General features: G+C 38.9%; 19 protein-coding genes. 11 read left to right on the forward strand and 8 right to left on the reverse strand.

Annotated elements, in window-relative coordinates; all coding sequences use genetic code 11:
- The first annotated feature begins 54 nt into the window (after positions 1–54).
- Positions 55–1,626 carry a glutamine-hydrolyzing GMP synthase gene (gene guaA / locus A6B41_RS05395; RefSeq protein ID WP_027074651.1) on the forward strand — a complete coding sequence of 524 codons (1,572 nt, stop codon included), beginning with the start codon at positions 55–57 and terminating at the stop codon, positions 1,624–1,626.
- 113 nt (positions 1,627–1,739) lie between these two features.
- Here the strand turns inward: guaA and glmU are convergent, their stop codons facing one another.
- Positions 1,740–3,104, reverse strand: coding sequence for a bifunctional UDP-N-acetylglucosamine diphosphorylase/glucosamine-1-phosphate N-acetyltransferase GlmU (gene glmU, locus A6B41_RS05400; protein ID WP_027074650.1), 1,365 nt, complete (start codon positions 3,102–3,104; stop codon positions 1,740–1,742).
- A gap of 221 nt (positions 3,105–3,325) precedes the next feature.
- On the opposite strand from glmU, the gene A6B41_RS05405 reads away from it, so the two are divergent.
- The 5 genes from A6B41_RS05405 to aroA all read left to right on the forward strand — a co-directional run bounded on the left by A6B41_RS05405 (position 3,326) and on the right by aroA (position 9,969).
- On the forward strand, positions 3,326–4,411 hold the full coding sequence (locus tag A6B41_RS05405; protein ID WP_032847472.1) for a calcium:cation antiporter: 1,086 nt from the start codon (positions 3,326–3,328) through the stop codon (positions 4,409–4,411).
- A 170-nt stretch (positions 4,412–4,581) separates the two neighbouring features.
- Complete coding sequence (rlmE, locus tag A6B41_RS05410) at positions 4,582–5,208, forward strand: 23S rRNA (uridine(2552)-2'-O)-methyltransferase RlmE (protein ID WP_027074648.1); 627 nt, start codon at positions 4,582–4,584, stop codon at positions 5,206–5,208.
- Positions 5,209–5,325: 117 nt separating this feature from the next.
- Positions 5,326–7,266 (forward strand): ATP-dependent zinc metalloprotease FtsH, encoded by a 1,941-nt coding sequence (ftsH, locus tag A6B41_RS05415; RefSeq protein ID WP_027074647.1) that lies wholly within the window; start codon positions 5,326–5,328, stop codon positions 7,264–7,266.
- Positions 7,267–7,485: 219 nt separating this feature from the next.
- On the forward strand, positions 7,486–8,580 hold the full coding sequence (gene hisC / locus A6B41_RS05420) for a histidinol-phosphate transaminase (RefSeq protein WP_027074646.1): 1,095 nt from the start codon (positions 7,486–7,488) through the stop codon (positions 8,578–8,580).
- Between the two features lie 90 nt (positions 8,581–8,670).
- Positions 8,671–9,969: a 3-phosphoshikimate 1-carboxyvinyltransferase gene (aroA, locus tag A6B41_RS05425; RefSeq protein WP_027074645.1), complete on the forward strand. Its 1,299-nt coding sequence runs from the start codon at positions 8,671–8,673 to the stop codon at positions 9,967–9,969.
- A gap of 49 nt (positions 9,970–10,018) precedes the next feature.
- Here the strand turns inward: aroA and A6B41_RS05430 are convergent, their stop codons facing one another.
- The 7 genes from A6B41_RS05430 to A6B41_RS05460 form a co-directional block, all read right to left on the reverse strand.
- On the reverse strand, positions 10,019–10,630 hold the full coding sequence (locus A6B41_RS05430; protein ID WP_027074644.1) for a TIGR04211 family SH3 domain-containing protein: 612 nt from the start codon (positions 10,628–10,630) through the stop codon (positions 10,019–10,021).
- A 66-nt stretch (positions 10,631–10,696) separates the two neighbouring features.
- Complete coding sequence (locus A6B41_RS05435; RefSeq protein WP_027074643.1) at positions 10,697–11,965, reverse strand: inorganic phosphate transporter; 1,269 nt, start codon at positions 11,963–11,965, stop codon at positions 10,697–10,699.
- 9 nt (positions 11,966–11,974) lie between these two features.
- Entirely contained in the window at positions 11,975–12,655 is a 681-nt protein-coding gene (locus A6B41_RS05440) for a TIGR00153 family protein (protein ID WP_027074642.1), read from the reverse strand.
- Between the two features lie 174 nt (positions 12,656–12,829).
- Positions 12,830–13,588 (reverse strand): iron ABC transporter ATP-binding protein, encoded by a 759-nt coding sequence (locus A6B41_RS05445; RefSeq protein ID WP_027074641.1) that lies wholly within the window; start codon positions 13,586–13,588, stop codon positions 12,830–12,832.
- Positions 13,589–13,596: 8 nt separating this feature from the next.
- Positions 13,597–14,484, reverse strand: a complete 888-nt coding sequence (locus tag A6B41_RS05450) for an iron chelate uptake ABC transporter family permease subunit (protein WP_237052442.1) — start codon at positions 14,482–14,484, stop codon at positions 13,597–13,599.
- 52 nt (positions 14,485–14,536) lie between these two features.
- A complete protein-coding gene (locus A6B41_RS05455) occupies positions 14,537–15,505 on the reverse strand; it encodes an ABC transporter permease (protein ID WP_027074639.1) in 969 nt (322 codons plus the stop codon).
- A 175-nt stretch (positions 15,506–15,680) separates the two neighbouring features.
- Positions 15,681–16,580 (reverse strand): siderophore ABC transporter substrate-binding protein, encoded by a 900-nt coding sequence (locus A6B41_RS05460; protein ID WP_027074638.1) that lies wholly within the window; start codon positions 16,578–16,580, stop codon positions 15,681–15,683.
- 179 nt (positions 16,581–16,759) lie between these two features.
- Between A6B41_RS05460 and A6B41_RS05465 the strand changes: the two genes are divergently transcribed.
- The 5 genes from A6B41_RS05465 to A6B41_RS05485 are packed head-to-tail and all read left to right on the forward strand — an operon-like array spanning position 16,760 to position 20,362.
- On the forward strand, positions 16,760–18,223 hold the full coding sequence (locus A6B41_RS05465) for a replicative DNA helicase (protein ID WP_027074637.1): 1,464 nt from the start codon (positions 16,760–16,762) through the stop codon (positions 18,221–18,223).
- Complete coding sequence (locus tag A6B41_RS05470; protein WP_374936522.1) at positions 18,207–18,506, forward strand: YcgL domain-containing protein; 300 nt, start codon at positions 18,207–18,209, stop codon at positions 18,504–18,506. Before A6B41_RS05465 ends, A6B41_RS05470 begins: the two co-directional genes overlap by 17 nt.
- Entirely contained in the window at positions 18,506–18,955 is a 450-nt protein-coding gene (nrdR, locus tag A6B41_RS05475) for a transcriptional regulator NrdR (protein ID WP_027074635.1), read from the forward strand. Before A6B41_RS05470 ends, nrdR begins: the two co-directional genes overlap by 1 nt.
- A 50-nt stretch (positions 18,956–19,005) precedes the next feature.
- Positions 19,006–19,785 carry a peroxide stress protein YaaA gene (yaaA, locus tag A6B41_RS05480; RefSeq protein ID WP_027074634.1) on the forward strand — a complete coding sequence of 260 codons (780 nt, stop codon included), beginning with the start codon at positions 19,006–19,008 and terminating at the stop codon, positions 19,783–19,785.
- A complete protein-coding gene (locus A6B41_RS05485; protein WP_050436791.1) occupies positions 19,778–20,362 on the forward strand; it encodes a hypothetical protein in 585 nt (194 codons plus the stop codon). The genes yaaA and A6B41_RS05485 overlap by 8 nt, the downstream gene beginning before the upstream one ends.
- The last annotated feature ends 14 nt before the right edge of the window (positions 20,363–20,376 follow it).

Below are 20,376 nucleotides of genomic sequence, written 5' to 3' on the forward strand. Positions count from 1 at the left end.
ACAAGTTGCCCCTACGGATTAAGCAAAAATTTAATTAAATAAAGAGAAATTCAAATGACAAATATCTACCACCATAAAATCTTAATCCTCGACTTCGGTTCACAATATACCCAGCTGATCGCCCGCCGTGTGCGTGAGATTGGGGTTTACTGTGAGCTTTGGGCTTGGGACGTAACCGAAGAGCAAATTCGTGAATTCAACCCAACAGGGATTATTCTTTCGGGAGGACCTGAAAGTACGACTAAAGCAAATAGCCCGCGTGCACCTGAATATGTATTTAACGCAGGCGTGCCTGTATTGGGTATTTGCTACGGCATGCAGACGATGGCAATGCAGCTTGGTGGCTTAACCGAAACATCCGAACATCGTGAATTTGGCTATGCTTCTGTCGAACTAAAATCTGCCGATAGCTTATTTGCAAAATTAAATGATAATTTAACCGCTTGTGAGCCAAAATTAGACGTTTGGATGAGCCATGGTGATAAAGTCACTCGTTTGCCACAAGGTTTCCAAGTGACAGGCATTACCCCAACTTGCCCGATTGCGGCGATGTCGGATGAAAACCGTCGTTTCTACGGCGTACAGTTCCACCCGGAAGTGACTCACACGAAAAGTGGTTTAGAGCTTTTGACTAATTTTGTTGTTGGCATTTGTGGCTGCGAACGGAATTGGACACCGGAAAATATTATCGAAGATGCCGTTGCTCGCATTAAAGCACAAGTGGGCGATGATGAAGTGATTTTAGGCTTATCGGGTGGGGTAGATTCTTCTGTAACCGCATTATTATTACATCGTGCTATCGGCAAAAACTTGCACTGTGTGTTTGTGGATAACGGCTTGTTGCGCTTAAATGAAGGCGATCAAGTAATGGAAATGTTTGGCGATAAATTCGGCTTGAACATTATCCGTGTGAATGCTGAAGATCGATTTTTAGATGCGTTAAAAGGCATTGATGAGCCAGAAGCGAAACGCAAAACCATCGGTAAAGTTTTCGTGGACGTTTTCGATGATGAATCGAAAAAATTAACTTCCGTAAAATGGTTAGCCCAAGGTACGATTTACCCTGATGTGATCGAATCTGCCGCAAGCAAAACAGGCAAAGCACACGTGATTAAATCTCACCACAACGTGGGTGGCTTGCCGGATTATATGAAGCTCGGTTTAGTCGAACCGTTACGTGAACTGTTTAAAGACGAAGTACGCAAAATCGGCTTGGCTTTAGGTTTACCAGCGGAAATGCTTAACCGCCACCCATTTCCAGGTCCGGGCTTAGGCGTGCGAGTACTTGGTGAAATCAAAAAAGAGTACTGCGATTTACTTCGTAAAGCCGATGCTATTTTCATTGAAGAACTTTACAACTCAGGCTGGTACTACAAGGTCAGCCAAGCCTTCACTGTATTCCTACCGGTGAAATCGGTCGGCGTAATGGGCGATGGTCGCAAATACGACTGGGTTGTTAGCCTACGTGCGGTTGAAACCATCGACTTTATGACCGCCCATTGGGCACATTTACCTTATGATCTATTAGGTAAAATCTCTAACCGCATCATCAACGAAGTGAACGGCATTTCCCGCGTAGTGTATGATGTTAGCGGAAAACCTCCAGCAACGATTGAGTGGGAGTAAGATAACCATTGAGGGAGAACAATTTGTTCTCCCTTACTTTTCTATTTACACAAAAATAAAGCCTCTGTTTTCACAGAGGCTTTTGCAAAAAATCAGCAGAATTTAACCGCTTGTTATTTCTTTTTAGTCGGGCGTTGCCAGCCTTGGATATGGCGTTGTGGCACTCGGCTGATGACTAATTCGTTTTCACCCACATCTTTTGTGACCGTGGCACCGGCCCCAATGGTAGAACCACTGGCAATGGTAATTGGGGCAACCAGTTGGCTGTCTGAGCCGACAAACACATTATCACCAATAATGGTTTTAAATTTGTTGGCACCATCATAATTACAGGTGATTACGCCTGCGCCGATATTACAATCTTTACCCACTTCTGCATCGCCTACATAGGTCAAGTGATTGACTTTAGATCCTTTGCCGATAGTGGCTTTTTTGATCTCAACAAAGTTGCCAATATGGGTTTCTTCCGCTAATTTTGCACCCGGGCGTAAGCGAGAGAATGGACCAATAGCTGACTTGGTACCAACTACAGAGTCTTCAATGACAGAGTAAGGTTTGATTTCAACATTATCGCCAATTTCGCAATTTTTCAGCACACAGCCGGCACCAATTTTCACGTTATTACCTAGCTTGATTTCGCCCTCTAAAATCACATTTACATCAATAGAAACATCTTTTCCGTGGGTAACGGTACCGCGGATATCAAAGCGGCTTGGATCGATAATCGTCACACCTGACAACAATAATTTTTCCGCTTCACGTTTTTGGTAGAAACGTTCTAAGGCAGCAAGTTGTAGGCGATTATTTGCCCCTTCCACTTCCATAAATTCAGTTGCTGATACTGCTTGCACTTTGAAACCGTCTTGGTTTGCCATAGCAATGACGTCAGTAATGTAATATTCGCCTTGTGCATTGTTATTATTGAGGTTTTGCAGCCATTTTTTGAAACTGGCTCCACTTGCCACCATTACGCCGGTGTTAACTTCCTTAATGCTTAATTGGGCTTCATTTGCATCTTTTTGTTCAACAATAGCAACCACAGAGCCATTTTCGCGAATGATTCTTCCGTAGCCGGTTGGATTCTCTAATTCAACGGTTAATAAGGCAATACCATTTTCCGGTTTTGCCGCAATTAGGCGTTCAAGTGTAGATTTGGTAATCAGTGGGGCATCGCCATAAAGCATCACAATATTTTCATCATCAGCAAAAAATGGCGCAGCTTGTTGCATTGCATGGCCCGTGCCTAATTGTTCGGCTTGGAATACCCAATTTACCGGCTCTTCGCTTAAACGCTCTTTTAATAAGTCTGCTCCGTGGCCGTAAATTAAATGAATTTGTTTGGCATCTAACTGTTTTGCAGTATCAATAACGTGTTTTACCATCGGTTTACCGGCAACCGGGTGCAACACTTTTGGTAAATCTGAATACATACGAGTGCCTTTACCCGCTGCTAAAATCACAACGCTCAGTTGAGTCATATTTTTTCCTTAATTGCTAAAAGTAGGGGATTGTCCTATAAATTAATTCTGCCATTTTAGCTTGTTTATCAAATGATTTCATCGGTTGTGCGAAAATTTACGGTTTTATAGGTTAAAACCGCGTTTAACACATTGTTTTTTGAGAGAATTTAACAATTAATATTTTGTTAAAATAAGGGTTTATGATATAAAATTACTGAGTGAATTAATAAGGAGAATTTATGCCAACTATACAAAAAGGACATTTACCTTTACCGATTTGCTCTCTTTTACTGCCAATTGCAGCTTGGGCAGTTTATTTTGTGGGTGTTAAAGAGAGTATTATTTTACAGTTAGCTGGTGGAGCATTACTTATTGGTAGTGTGTTATCAGCAGTTCACCATGCCGAAGTTGTGGCACATAAAGTGGGAGAGCCATTTGGTACAATTATCTTAGCCTTAGCAATTACGATTATTGAAGTTGCCTTAATTGTTTCATTAATGGTTGCCGGTGGCGATAATGCTGCCTATTTGGCAAGAGATACAGTATTTGCCGCCATTATGCTGATTTTAAACGGGATTTTAGGTGGTTGTTTATTAATTGGGGGCTTAAAGCATCACGAACAGTTTTTTAGCCAAAAATCGGCAAGTACAGCGTTGGTGACATTAGTTGTGATTTTAGTGATTACATTGGTGTTACCAAACTTTACAACCAGTACGGAAGGGGCAACTTATAACTCTTCACAGCTGATCTTTGTGGCGATAGCCTCACTTGTTCTTTATATTTCGTTTATTTTGATTCAAACTGTTCGCCACCGTGATTATTTCTTGGCAGATGATGATAACCCGTCGCACCATGCAGAGCCGCCTTCAAACAAAGTAGCGGCTATTAGTTTACTGTTTTTGGTGATTTGTTTAGGTATTGTCGTTTTGTTGGCAAAAGCCCTTTCACCGGCGATTGAAAAAATGGTAGTCGGTGCAGGTGCGCCACTTGCATTGGTAGGGGTAATTATTGCGGCTGTTGTGTTATTACCGGAGGGGGTTGCCGCTTTAACGGCAGCACACCGAAACCGTTTACAAACCAGTGTGAATTTAGCATTAGGCTCGGCATTAGCAAGTATCGGTTTAACGATCCCTGCGGTTGTAATTGTTTGCTTAATTTATGATATTAATATGGTGTTAGGCTTAGATTGGAAATCAATGGTATTACTAACACTTTCATCTTTTGTCGCAATGCTATCGCTTAACCACGGTAAAACCAATATGCTTTATGGTATTGTACTGCTAGTGGTTTTGGCAACTTATGTCTTTACTGTGATTGTTCCCTAAGCAAGGTGATGTGATATTTTGGGGAAAACAAACCGCTTGAGGAATTAAATTAAGTAATATAAAGGGCTATCAGCAAAATTAAATTTATTTAATCTTGCATTAGCCCTTGAATTTGTCAATTTAAACCCTATTATAAGCCCTTGATTTCATAGAATATAATAGAGAGAAAAATGGGTAGAAAACGGAGTGCAAGTTCGTCACGTTGGCTTGCAGAACATTTTAAAGATCAATTTGTACAAAAAGCACATAAGCAGAAATTGCGTTCCCGTGCTTATTTTAAATTAGATGAAATTCAGCAGACAGATCGCTTGTTTAAGCCTGGAATGACGGTTGTGGATCTCGGTGCTGCCCCCGGTGGATGGTCGCAATATGTTGTGACCCAAATTGGTAGCAAGGGCAGAGTCGTCGCTTGTGATATTTTAGATATGAACCCAATTGTTGGGGTAGATTTCTTACAAGGTGATTTCCGAGAAGAGTCTGTTTTGAATGCGTTATTGGAACGTGTTGGGGATGAGATGGTCGATGTGGTGATGTCAGATATGGCGCCCAATTTTAGTGGTATGCCATCTGTTGATATTCCCCGTGCTATGTATTTGGTAGAATTGGCATTAGATATGTGTCGGCAAGTCTTAGCACCAAAAGGTAGTTTTGTTGTCAAAGTTTTCCAAGGCGAAGGATTTGATGAATATTTAAGAGAAATCCGTGCTATGTTTAGTGTGGTTAAAGTCAGAAAGCCGGAAGCTTCTCGAGATCGCTCAAGAGAAGTGTATATTGTTGCAACAGGCTATAAAGGCTAAAAGCAGACAAGCGGTCTTTTTTGTTAAAATTTTGCAAAAAAATCAAGAAATTTGACCGCTTTTATAGTAATCTTTAATAGTTTTTATTAAATAAATAGGGGATTAACCTTGAACGATATGGTTAAAAATATTTTGCTTTGGGTCGTGGTTGCTATTGTAATGATGACTGCTTATGAAGGCTTTAATTCTAATTTTAGCGGCAGCTCAAATACAGTGCCATATTCCACGTTTCTAAGTGATATAAAAGAAAATCGCTTAAAAGGCGTTGATTTTAAGCGGAATGAAGATGTAATTATCGTAACTAAAAATGACGGTGCCAGCTATCAAACAGTGATGCCAATGTATGATGAATACTTAATGGCAGATTTAGCCAAAACCAATGCGGTAATTACGGGCCAGCCGGCTGAACGTCGTGGCTTGCTTTCGCAGATTTTGATTTCTTGGTTCCCAATGTTATTACTCATCGGTTTCTATATTTTTTATATGAAACAGATGCAAGGCGGTGGGCGAGGAGCAATGGGCTTTGGTAAAAGCAAAGCGAAAATGCTGACCGCTGAGGAAGTAAAAACACGTTTTACTGATGTTGCCGGCTGTGATGAAGCCAAGGAAGAAGTAGGTGAAGTAGTTGAGTTTTTACGTGATCCATCAAAATTCCAAAAATTAGGTGGGCGCATTCCCAAAGGTATCTTGATGGTAGGCCCTCCGGGTACAGGTAAAACTCTATTAGCGAAAGCGATTGCTGGTGAGGCAAAAGTACCATTCTTTACCATGGCAGGTTCTGATTTCGTTGAAATGTTTGTAGGAGTGGGGGCTTCGCGTGTTCGTGATTTATTTGAACAAGCTAAGAAAAATGCACCTTGTATTATTTTTATTGATGAGATCGATGCGGTAGGTCGCAAACGTGGTGGTGCGGGCTTTAGTGGTGGTCATGATGAGCGTGAGCAAACCTTAAACCAAATGTTGGTTGAAATGGATGGTTTTGAAGGCTCAGAAGGTGTAATTATTATTGCTGCGACTAACCGTGCTGATGTGCTTGATGATGCACTAACCCGTCCGGGGCGGTTTGACCGTCAAGTTACTGTCGATTTACCAAATGTTAAAGGCCGTGAGCAAATTTTAAAAGTTCACTTGAAAAAAGTGCCGCTTGCAGACGGGGTTGATCCGATGCAAATCGCACGTGGTACACCAGGCTACTCCGGTGCACAATTAGCAAACCTTGTTAATGAAGCAGCATTATTTGCAGCACGTAAAAATAAGCGTGTTGTAACGATGGAAGATTTTGAAGAAGCCCGCGATAAAATTAACATGGGGCCTGAACGTCGTTCAAATACAATGACAGAAAAAGAGATCATCAATACTGCTTACCATGAGGCCGGACATGTGATTGTAGGTTATTTAATGCCTGAACATGACCCATTAAATAAAGTCACAATTGTACCGCGTGGACAAGCTTTAGGCTTTGCTCAATTTTTGCCGGAAGGTGATCGTGTAAGCGAAACTTTCACCAAATTAGAAAGCCAGCTTTCAACGCTGTTTGCCGGACGAATTGCAGAGGGATTAATTTTTGGTGAAGATAAAATTACTACAGGAGCTTCATCAGATATTCATAGAGCAACTCAAATTGCTCGTGCAATGGTCACACAATGGGGGTTCGCAAAAGAATTAGGGCCTATCTTCTATCAAAATGAAGATGGTATGGGGGCGATTAAAGGAGTATCTGAAGAATCGCAGAAGTTGATTGATATAGAAATGCGTAAAATCATCGACCGTAACTATCAAAGAGCGAAACAAACGCTTGAAGATAACATGGATATTTTACATGCAATGAAAGATGCATTGCTAAAATATGAAACGCTTGATAGTAAACAGATCGACGATTTAATGGCTCGTCGTCCGGTGGGAGAACCATCAGGTTGGAGTGACACTCCGACCAAAGATGATAATGCAACACCGCCAAGTGGTGAGCAAGCCGCGGATATCACTTCTACTTTAGAAGATAATCCGAATAAGGATAATAATGTTGGTGATTCTTTAGCAGATACTAAAGCTGAACATTAATAATCTATAACTGACAGCCGAGGGTATTTTACTCTCGGCTTTTTTTAGCTTAATGTTACAAGCGGTAGAATTTTCCTTATTTTTTGCAATTAGCGTTTGTAAGTTTGAATATAAATTTGTACTCTTTTCTTTCCGGCTGTAACGAATCTTTTACTAGCCAAATTCTTCATTCTCTAATACAATCAATCTCCTATTTATATAAGAAGAAACAGAGGTCTTATGCAATTTATCAACATCGCAAATGAAGGTGTAAAGTCTCTAGCACCTTACCAAGCAGGAAAGCCCATTGAAGAGCTTGAGCGTGAATTAGGTATTAGCAATATCATTAAGTTAGCATCAAATGAGAATCCGTTTGGTTTTCCGGAAAGTGCTAAGCAAGCGATTATTCAACAATTAAATGATTTAACCCGTTATCCGGATTCCAACGGCTTTGAGCTGAAATCGACCATCGCTAAAAAATTTGGGCTAAATGCCAATCAAATTACGCTTGGCAATGGCTCAAATGATTTATTAGAGCTTTTTGCTCATACCTTTGCCTCAGACAAAGATGAAATTATTTATTCACAATATGCCTTTATTGTGTATCCGTTGGTGACAAAAGCGATTAATGCAGTGGCTCGTGAAATCCCGGCAAAAAACTGGGGACACGATTTAGATGGATTCTTAAACGCCATTAATGAGAAAACCAAGCTGATTTTTATTGCAAATCCAAATAACCCAACCGGTAACTTTTTAAGCCAAACGGAAATTGAGGCATTTTTAGCCAAAGTGCCAAGCCAGATTTTAGTGGTGTTAGATGAAGCCTACACTGAATTTACTGCGGCTGAGGAGCGGATAGATTCATTTGGTTTATTGCAAAAATACCCGAATTTAATTGTCTCCCGCTCGCTGTCTAAAGCCTATGGTTTAGCCGGTTTACGTATTGGCTATGCAGTATCAAATGCTGAAATTGCAGACTTATTGAATCGTGTCCGTCAGCCGTTTAATTGCAACAGTTTAGCCTTAGCTTCAGCAATTGCAGTGATGAATGATGATGAATTTGTTAAAAAAGTAGCAGAAAATAACCGCTTGGAAATGGCGCGCTATGAGGCATTTTGTCTTGCGAATGGCTTAGAATATATCCCATCAAAAGGTAATTTCATTACCATTGATTTTAAACGCCCTGCCGCTCCGATTTATGATGCTTTATTACGTGAAGGCGTGATTGTGCGCCCAATTGCAGGCTACGGAATGCCAAATCATTTACGGGTGAGTATTGGATTGCCGGAAGAAAATGACAGATTTTTTACAGCCCTTTTGAAGGTTTTATCGTGATATACAGATCTCAGTAGAGATTTTTGCCTAAACCCTATTCACAAGCAGTTTATTTTTATTAAAAATTTACAAATTCAAGTTAAAAAACAAATGGAAAAATTAACCTTAAATCCGATTTCCCGAGTGGAAGGAGAAATTAACTTACCTGGCTCAAAAAGCCTTTCTAATCGTGCCTTATTATTGGCAGCATTAGCCAAAGGCACAACTCGAGTAACAAACTTATTAGACAGCGACGATATTCGCCATATGTTAAATGCGTTAAAAGCATTAGGCGTGAATTATGAATTGTCGGAAGTGAAAACAGTCTGTGTTGTTGAGGGAATTGGCGGAGCATTTCAAATGCAAAATGGTTTATCACTTTTTTTAGGTAATGCAGGAACAGCGATGCGTCCGCTGGCTGCTGCCTTATGCTTAAAAGGTGAGGCGAATGCTCAGGTCATCCTAACTGGTGAGCCACGCATGAAAGAACGCCCTATCAAGCATTTAGTCGATGCCTTACGCCAAGTAGGGGCAGATGTACAATATTTAGAAAATGAAGGCTACCCACCACTTGCTATTACTAATAGTGGCTTAAAAGGTGGAAAAGTACAAATTGATGGTTCGATTTCTAGTCAGTTTTTAACGGCGTTATTAATGGCAGCACCTCTCGCTGATGGTGATATGGAAATTGAAATTATGGGTGATCTGGTATCAAAACCCTATATTGATATTACTCTTGCGATGATGAAGGATTTTGGTGTTTTGGTTGAAAATCGAAATTATCAGACTTTCTTGGTCAAAGGTAATCAAAGCTATATTTCTCCACAAACCTATTTAGTGGAAGGGGATGCTTCCTCGGCGTCTTATTTCTTAGCAGCAGGGGCGATCAAAGGTAAGGTAAAAGTAACAGGTATTGGTAAAAATTCTATTCAAGGTGACCGCTTGTTTGCCGATGTATTAGAAAAAATGGGCGCAAAAATTACTTGGGGAGAGGATTTTATCCAAGCAGAGCAAACTCAGCTAAAGGGGATTGATATGGATATGAACCATATTCCTGATGCCGCAATGACGATTGCAACTACCGCACTGTTTGCTGAAGGAGAAACGATTATTCGCAATATTTATAACTGGCGAGTGAAAGAAACGGATCGTTTGGTTGCTATGGCAACTGAGTTACGCAAAATAGGTGCAATCGTTGAAGAGGGAGAGGATTTTATCCGTATTCAGCCACTTGCTTTAGAGAATTTTCAACACGCAGAAATTGAGACCTATAATGATCACCGTGTAGCGATGTGTTTCTCATTAGTGGCACTATCTGACACTGCTGTCACCATACTAGATCCAAAATGCACGGCAAAAACCTTCCCGACTTATTTTACCGAATTAGCGCGTTTATCTGTAAGAGAATAAAATACAAAGAAAAAGGATTCAGTTTAAACTGAATCCTTTTATTTATATCTTATGCCCAACCATTATTACTACGTCTGCGGCGAGGAATGAGTAATGGGATGATTAATCCTAATAGTAATCCTGCGCCAAGTACTGCTCCGCCGTAAATAAACCATTGAATGACGATTTCACGCTTTTCAGAGTCATGCATTGTTTCTAAATCACGATTTTTGTTTTTTAGAATCTCTAATTCACGTTTTAATTGTGCATTTTCAGCCACAAGATCACTACTTTTTTGCACAGAATCTTGTGTCCTGCGTTGCATTTCAGCGGTACGCTGTTGCCATTCTGTATCGATTTTACTTAGGCGATTAGTTAAATCTTGGACTTGCTGTTTTAACTGAGGAATCAGATCTTTAGGACTTGCGGTATCGCTCAAGTCAGAATTAAGAACCCAACCCTCGCGATTACGTGAATCTCTAATCAGACTATAACGTTCTTTGCGATCTAACACAGTCACTTTTTCACCTGCTTGAATCGCTCCTGAAATACGGAATTGATCACCAGCACCTTTACGCATAAATGTACTCAGATTTTCGGTAATATAGGTATCTGCCGCAAAAGAAGGGCTAGACAAGCCGAGTAAAAAACAAGAAAGAATAGCTGATGATAATTTCTTCATTATAGATTTCCTTTTTCCTTTAATACTAGGAAAGAATTACAGTTTTCTGCATTCTTTCGGTTTAGTTTACTTGAAGATGGTGTTTAAAATATAGTAGACCACAATAGACAGCATTGCTCCAACGGGTAGGGTAATAACCCAAGAGATGACAATATTTCGGATTACACCTAAATTCAATGCTGCAATACCACGTGCAAATCCAACACCTAAGACTGCACCTACTAATGTTTGTGTTGTTGAGATAGGTAGACCGGTACCTGATGCAATCACAACCGTTACCGCACACGCAAATTGTGCTGCAAAACCACGGCTAGGGGTCAGTTCGGTAATACCTGTTCCTACCGTTGCCATTACATTTTTACCCATAACAGCCAAACCAATAACCATGCCTAACGCACCAAGAGGTAAAATCCAAGCTGCTAGAGTAGTTTTTCCTTCAATGACACCGCCACTACGAATAATTGCTTCAACAGCAGCTAAAGGGCCGATTGCATTTGCTACATCGTTTGATCCGTGTGCAAATGCCATAGCACAAGCGGTAAGTAACATCAAAATACTGAAGATTTTTTCAACACCGGCAAAGCCTTTACCTTCTGCGCGAGCCTTCATCGCAAAACGTTTACTGCGGAAATAAAAATAACCAATAAGTACGGCAATTAAAGCAAACCCTAAAGAAACAGCTAAAGTTTCAGTAGTATTTAAATGTAACCCAACGTGTTTCAAGCCTTTCGATACTGTGACAATAACAAGAATAAAAATAGTGATCCCCATATACATAGGACCGTATTTTTTGGCTTGCTTGAATGGATTGGAACGGTTGAAAATCAGTTTTTGTGAATTAATAAAAATTAAATAGGCAACCACACCGGCAAGAACCGGGGTGAGAAACCAACTACCAACGATTCCACCTAGTTCATCCCATTGAATAGAACTTGAACCAACTGTAATTAAAGCAAAACCAATAACAGCACCAATAATAGTATGAGTTGCAGAAACAGGCCAGCCCATTTTTGTTGCCACTATTAACCAAAGACCAGCAGCACAAAGGGAAGACATCATACCGAGCACTAAAACATCTGGTTTATCGGCAAATTGTGCAGGATTAATAATACCACTTTTAATCGTATCGGCTACTTCACCGCCGGCAAGATAAGCACCGGCAAATTCAAAAACCATAGCGATTAAAATAGCTTGTTTAATGGTAATTGTTCCGGAACCGACAGAAGTCCCCATTGCGTTGGATACATCGTTTGCCCCGATCCCAAATGCCATCATAAAACCTAAAACAGCGGTAATAATAACAAGTAATGAACCATACTGATTAATTAGTTCCATTCTTTTCTCCTATGATTTCGCCAGCATAAGTTCAATTCGCGAACCAATACGTTGTGCTTGATCAGCTAATATACTAATACGTTCGATACATTTATATAAGAACATCACATCAATCGGATTCAGTGTTTTTTCTAATTCTAAAAGAGTGTGACGTAAGGTAATTTGGTATTGGTCGGTATCGTCTTCGATTTGATCAAGCTCATGAATCATAGTATTGACGAAATCAAGCTCTCTGCCTCTAAAACCGGTTTCTAGTAATTGATCCATTTCGTCTAATACTTTACGTACTTGGCGACTTGCATCAATGCTACGAGAAAGGAATTTTTTGAAAAGTGGTTGCATTTCTGTCGGAATGAGTAATTTACGACCGATAATGCGTCCGGAAATATCTCTAGAATAGTTTGCTAATTTATCTAGCTGGGTGACAAGTTCTAATAAATCGCCTCTTTCAACGGGCATAAATAAACCACGAGGAAGTTTTAGACGAATTTCGCGTTTTAGGGAATCTGCACGGCGTTCTAAATCAACAATTTTACCGCGCACTTCAGCTGCTTTTTCCCAATCATGTTCAAAAGTAGCTTCAAAAAAAGGTTCTAGTAATTCGCTACATTCCGTTACTTTACTTGAATGCTTTTGTAGCGGTTTAAGTGGGGACTGGGCGAATAAACCTAAAATGTTATTCAATGCCATAGAATATCTCCAATATGTTATAAAGTTTACGATGATTTTGTCTTGCAAAATCTTGCGTATTCTACTTTATGTCTAGAAAAAGATCACGAAATTAGCGATGTTTTTTAGCTTAAGCGGTCAGATTTCCTAAGAAATTTGCAAAAAATTAGGCCAATTTAACCGCTTGTAACAAGGCTAGATATGATGAATGACTAACGGTTTACTTTGGTATTCTAATACCTCCGCATCAAGATTAAATACTGTTTTTAGATTTTCGGTTGTGATAATCTCTTTAGGTGTACCAACCATCTCAATTGTACCGTCTTTCATTGCGATAATAGTATCAGCATAGGCCGCTGCGATATTAATATCATGAACCACCATAATAGTGGTTAATGCCAGCTCATCGGTTAATTTACGCAGAAGTTTCATTAATTCACGGGCGTGAAACATATCCAAATTATTGAGTGGTTCATCTAGGAGAACGTGGCCGGTTTGTTGGCAGAATGTCATTGCAATTAAAGCCCGCTGGCGTTGTCCCCCTGATAATTCACTTAGAAAACGATCTGAAAAAGGCACCAAATCAAAACGTTGTAACGCTTCTTCAACAATTTTATCATCTTGTGGGGTAATTCTGCCTTGATGATGTGGGTAACGTCCAAACATCAATAAGTCTTTTACCGTAATGCGACTGTGTATCACATTATCTTGCGTAAGAATTGCTAATTGTTGTGCAATAATGCGAGAGGGTGTTTTTGTAATATTAAGCTCATTTAGATAAATTTCACCTACTTGAATTGTTTGCAAGCGTGCAATTAAGGAAAGCAAGGTTGATTTACCTGCGCCATTTGCCCCGATTAAAGCGGTAATACCTCCACTTGGAATGGTTAAATTGATGTTATTTAAAATCTTTGTATTGCCGATTTTATAGTGAAGATTTTTTATCGTTATCATTTTTTTCCTTATTTTATTTTATTTTTCTGTTTTAATATCAAATAGATAAATACAATTCCACCGATAAATTCAATCACTACACTCAAAACGCCCTGCATTTTCAGTACTTGTTCAAAAATAGCTTGTCCTAAGATTAGAGTAATTGCAGAAATTAAAAAGGTTATTGGAATTCGTACACTATGGCAAACTGTCGGACTAATAGCATTTACAATTGCACAAACTAAAAGCCCTAAAAAAAGAATTGGTCCAACTAATGCAGTTGAAATAGAGACTAATAATGCACAGCAGATCAATAATTGACGGGAAAATTGATTGTATGCCAGCCCAAGTCCAATAGCTTTATCTTGCCCAAGTAATAGGATATCGAGTTTATGTCGTTGCAGCCAAACCCACACAGCAGAGAAAATCGCAATAATTAAACCGATCCAAAGTAGGATAGGCGTGGTAAGATTAAATGAAGCAAAAGATGAACCTTGAGCAACCGCAAATTCCGTCGGGTCAATCATACGTTGCAATAAATTGTTTAAGCTTCTAAACAATATGCCAAAAATCACACCAACTAAAATCATTTGTGTTAAATCTGATTTATTTCGAGAGAGTGAGTGGAATAACAATATAGAGGCACTTAGCATTAATACTGTTTCAAAGAAAAATTTATTACTTGGATCAAGTTGAGTAAATCCTAAACCGCCGAAAAAAAATACAAGAGAAGTTTGTAATAGCAAATAGAGTGCATCAAATCCCAAAATACTCGGTGTTAAAATTGGATTGTGAGTGAGGGTCTGGAATAAGAGCGTTGAAATACCAATAGTATATGCAACAGTACATAATAAAATTAATTTTTTACCACGTAATTGTAATATAAAGCTCCAGTTACCTTTAGCATTGTATGTCATATAAAATAAAATACTTGCCAGTAAGATAATAACCAAGATAATAAAACGCGATCTAACCACGGTTTTTCCCCTTAATACGTTTTTCGTTAACTAATAAATAGAGGAAAATAAGTGTTCCAATAATACCAAAAATAGTAGAAATTGGTACTTCATAAGGAGCATTAATTACGCGGCCTACAATATCGCAAATCATCACTAAATTTGCACCTAAAACAACTACCGTAGGAAGATTTTCGCGTAATCTGTCACCTGCAATACGAGAAACAATATTTGGAACAACCAGCCCAATAAAAGGTATTTGCCCGACAGTGACTACAACAATTGCGGTAATCATCGCAACAACAATTAAAGCAAGCCAGGCCATTTGTTTATAATTTATTCCTAAATTAGTACTAATATTTTCTCCTAGCCCAGCAATAGTTAGCCTATCTGCCATAATATAAACAATAATTGCTAAGATAGCGGTGAGCCATAGTAGTTCATAACGTCCGGCTAAAATACCGGAGAAGTCGCCTGAGAACCAAATAGAAAGTACTTGGAGGCTATCTGTTTCATAAGCAATAAATGTTGATATTGCTTCAATCACATTTCCAAAGACAATTCCTATCAATGGCAGCATCAACTGTTGATGAGGTGGTAGCTGACGAACAAGTAACATAAAAATGCCCATTCCAACTAAGGCACTAAGGGTTGCAAGAGACATCTTTAAAATTAGTGCAGATGCCGGGAAAAACAGACTCGCAAGCAGAATTCCAATGGCAGCACTTTGGCTGGCACCAATCATACTAGGCTCTATAAACCGGTTTTTCAGCACAATTTGTAGAACCATACCTGCTACAGCTAATGTCGCTCCAACTAATAAAACAGCAAATGTTCTAGGTAATCGGCTAATAAGAAAGAGTTGACTTTGGTCAGAGGAATTAAAAATTTCGCTCCAATGAAAATCAGCCACACCTACGCTGGTACTGATTGGAATGAGAAATAGTAGAATAAAAAGATTTAATCTGAAAAAAGAAATCATAAAGTATAAATAACAAGCGGTTGGATTTTATAAAATTTTTACCATTGTAGCTTAGCAAATACACAAAATACCTTAAACAAGTTATGATGCGAAAGTTAATGCTCTTCTGCCGAATTTATCTGCAAGGCTAGATATAAGGAAATTTTTTATAAAATCTGACCGCTTATAAAGTGAATTATTTTTTTTCAAATGCAGTTTTAATTGTATTTAAATCTGTTTTGATTTGCTCATAACCGCCCGGAGCTAAATATGACGCGGCACTTAAATAAACAATATTACCGTTTTTCCACGCTTTGGTTTGATGTACCAACTTGTTATCTAGCACTTGTTGTGCAGATTGACCTTCTTGGCCGATAGCAGCAATACGGTCTAATACAAATAGCCAATCTGGATTTAATTTTTGGATAAATTCAAAGGAAACAGGTTGTCCATGGCCTGCACTTTTAATGTCAGGATCAGCCATCGGAATACCTAAACTATCGTGAATCCAACTTAAACGATAGCCAGAGCCAAAAGCAGAGATTTTCCCTCCATTGACTAAAATGATCAGTCCGTTACCTTTGTCTTTTACGGCTGCTTTCGTTTGTTCGTACAGTGTATTAATTTCAGTTTTTAGCTTCTCAGCTTCTGCTTCTTTATTAAATAATTTTCCGAAAGTTTCAATACGTTGTAATCCACTTTCTATTAATTTGTTGCCGTTATCGGTCATATCAATCGTTTTAGCAAGCTGGCTTACTTCATCAAATTTTTTTGCACTGCGAGTACCTACAATGATTAAATCCGGCTGTAAAACATTTAATACTTCTAAATTAGGTTCAAATAAAGTGCCTACATTCATTGCATTTTTCGCGCTTGGTTTAAGATAAGGAATGACATTAACATCCGGCATTCCATCAATTTTGACGCCTAAAGCTTGTAAAGTGTCAAGACTTCCTGTGTCAAAGACGGCGATTTTAGCTGGATTTTCGACAAGGGTGACATCACCGCGAGCTGTTGGAATTGTGACATCTTTTGCAAGAGCAGAGGAGGTCAGAACAGCCGTTGCCGCTAATGTAAACAGTATGTGTTTAATCATTGAATAACTCCGTATTTTTATTGAAAATAATTCTCAAAGATTTTAGCTAAAATTAATTTTAAGTAAAGTAAAAATATAGTTAAGCGGGTTAATTCTGTTTAAAAATTGCGAATTTCAATTTACCTAAAATTCCGATAAACTATAGGCAAGAAAGAGCATCACTATGACAAGAGAACGATATGGCTGAATATAAGGCGCGGGCCCAAGAAAAAAACAAAGATAAGCAAGTCGAACAGGTGAATATTGCACCCCATTCAATTGAGGCAGAGCAAGCTGTGCTTGGTGGCATTATGTTAAGCAATGAGCATTGGGATAATGTGGCGGAAAGACTGCAATCTCATGATTTTTATAATTATGCGCACCGTATTATTTTTGAGCAAATGTCGGATTTGGTCCGCCAAAATAGTCCGATTGATATTATTACTCTTGATCAAGCTCTTAAAGATAAAGGCATATTACAGGATGTTGGAGGCTTTGCTTATCTAGCTGAGCTTTCTAAAAACACCCCTAGCGCTGCGAATATTCTAGCTTATGCCGATATTGTGCGGGATCGTTCAGACTTACGTAGTGTGATTAGTGCAGGGAATCAGATTGCGGAAATGGGCTATAAAACCAGAGGTCGAAATTCAAAAGAAGTTTTGGATGAAGCTGAACGTATCGTATTTGAAATTGCTGAAAAACGAAATAATGCTAATGAAGGACCACAACGAATTGATGATATTTTATTAAAAACCCTTGCCCGCATGGATACCTTATCTAAAAATCGTCACAATGGTGGAGTAACAGGGGTTTCAACCGGATTTACCGATCTTAATAAAAAAACAGCAGGTTTACAGCCATCAGACCTCATCATTGTTGCAGCGCGTCCATCTATGGGAAAAACAACTTTTGCTATGAATTTATGCGAAAATGCTTCGTTAGTGGATATTGAAGATCCAAATGATTTAGATGAAAACGGCAATCCGATAAAAAAACCGGCAAAACCGGTACTGATTTTCAGCCTTGAGATGCCGGCTGATCAAATTATGATGCGTATGTTAGCTTCCTTATCCCGTGTAGATCAGACCAAGATCCGAACCGGACAAATTTCAGATGATGAAGATACTGCTAAAATTTCCAGCACTATGGCAATTCTACAAAAGCGTAATAATATCTATATTGATGACAGCTCAGGCTTAACGCCCACAGAATTACGTTCGAGGGCCAGAAGAATTTACCGCGAAAATGGTGGCTTAAGCTTAATTATGGTCGATTATTTGCAGCTTATGCGTGCACCGGGCTTTGCCGATAATAGAACATTAGAGATTGCGGAAATTTCCCGCTCCTTGAAAGCCTTAGCTAAAGAATTAGAAGTGCCTGTAGTTGCACTTTCACAGCTAAACCGTAGTTTGGAGCAGCGAGCAGATAAACGCCCTGTAAACTCTGATTTACGTGAGTCGGGTTCTATTGAACAAGATGCTGATTTAATTATGTTTATTTATCGTGATGAAGTATATAACGATAATTCCGATCTTAAAGGCATTGCCGAAATTATTATCGGTAAACAACGTAACGGTCCGATCGGGCGCGTACGTTTAACGTTCCAAGGACAATATTCAAGATTTGATAATTATAGTGGAGGGCATTATGATGATGAATACTAAACCAATCTTATGCGCTATTTATCGAAGTAAGCAAAAAGAGGGAATGTATCTATATCTTCCTAAACGGGATCAGTTTGATATAGTGCCTGAATCGCTTCGTCAACTATTTGGCAAACCTGAATTTGTAATGATGTTCCACCTAAATGGTGAAAAACCGCTTATTCGGGCTAAAAATGAAGACGTCTTACAAAAATTAGAAGAGCAAGGTTTTTATTTGCAAATGCCACCGCCACCTGAAAATTTGTACAAAGAATTCATTGCAAAACAGAAAGAGGAAGCCTAATGCGTTGCCCATTTTGTTCAACAGAAGAGACAAAAGTTATTGATTCTCGCTTGGCTGCTAACGGTTATCAAATTCGCCGCCGCAGAGAGTGCGTGAGCTGTAAAGAGCGTTTTACTACCTTTGAATCTGCAGAATTGGTAGTACCTTATGTGATTAAAAACAATGGTAGCCGAGAGCCTTTTGATGCAGAAAAACTAAGAACAGGTTTAAGACGAGCCTTAGACAAACGTCCGGTCAGTGCAGATGATGTTGAAAAAGCAATTAGCCAAATTATCATTCAATTACAAGCGCTTGGTGAGCGGGAAGTCCCTAGTCGTTACATTGGTACCTTAGCTATGAATGCGTTAAAGCAGTTGGATAAAGTTGCCTATATTCGCTTTGCTTCTATTTATTTAAGCTTTAGCGATATTGAAGAATTTACTAAGGAAATTGAGAAACTAAGAGAATAACAGTTATCGATTTACTCTTATTATCAGCATTTTTTAACAGAAGGATAATTATGTTAGCCATTATTTCCCCCGCTAAAACCCTTGATTTTGAAACTAAAATTGAAGGATTTGCATTTTCTCAGCCAAATTTGACCGCTTGTAGCCAAGAGTTAATTGATATTTGTAAAAAACTTTCACCTGCAGAAGTAGCCAGTTTGATGTCAATTAGCGATAAGCTGGCAGCCCTTAATGTAGCACGTTTTGCTGATTGGCAACTTGCACATAATGAGAAAAATGCTAAAGCGGCCCTTTTTGCTTTTAAAGGGGATGTGTATACCGGTTTAGATGCAGAGAGCCTAACTAAAGAACAGGTGAAATATGCACAATCTCATCTAAGAATACTTTCAGGATTATATGGTTTACTAAAACCGTTAGATCTCATGCAGCCTTATCGTTTGGAAATGGGGACAAAATTAGCTAATCCGAAAGGCAAAGATCTTTATGCTTTTTGGGGAAATACCATTACCGAACATTTGCAACAAGCTATTGATGAACAAGGTGATTCTATTTTAGTTAATCTTGCTTCAGATGAGTATTATGGGGCGGTAAAACCTCAAAATCTGAATGCAACAATCGTTAAACCTATTTTTTTAGATGAAAAAAACGGTAAATATAAGGTAATTAGCTTTTATGCTAAAAAAGCCCGCGGTATGATGGTGCGTTTTATATTAGAGACACAACCGACTGATATTGAACAACTTAAAGCCTTTAATTATGCTGGTTATTGGTTTGATGAAACCAGTTCGACGGCAACAGAATTAGTCTTTAAGCGGGAAGAACAAAATGAGTAAAATTTTATGTGTTGGGCGTATTAAATACGCCCCTTTAATTTTAGCTGTTTTGTTGGCAGGATGCGTGGCACCTCGTTCACATTTTGCTGTACCCGAAAAAGTGAGTTTCCGACAACAGACCTATGTGAAGGTTACCTCAAATCAAATTGATGAGATGCAGCATTTGCTTTATTTGCCGGAAAACAGCAGTAAAAATCCTGAACAATGGGATAAAGGAATTTTATTCTTTCTGGATAAAAATACAGCCGAACAAACTTTAGTACAGCGTATGGCTTTTCGCCAGTCAAGCTTTGCTAAACAGCCTGATATGCTAACAAAATTGAGCATTGAGCATAATGAACTGCAAAGTAGTGTGATTTATCCACCCACTGAGCGTTATCAGAATGTGATGCTGGAAGTAACCCGTGGTCGTAATTTAGATTGTGGTTATGCACAAATTCAGTTTGCAGATAAACGAACATTACCCAAAGCGCAAATTGCAAAAAAATCCCCAAAATTGACCGCTTACACCAAAGAAATTGCCGATGTAGCCTTAGCTTTTAAGCAAATGGCTTGGCAAATTCAGTGTAAAGCCTAAAATGTAAAAAATAA

Source organism: Mannheimia granulomatis, from assembly GCF_013377255.1.
GTDB classification, from domain to species: Bacteria; Pseudomonadota; Gammaproteobacteria; order Enterobacterales; family Pasteurellaceae; genus Mannheimia; species Mannheimia granulomatis.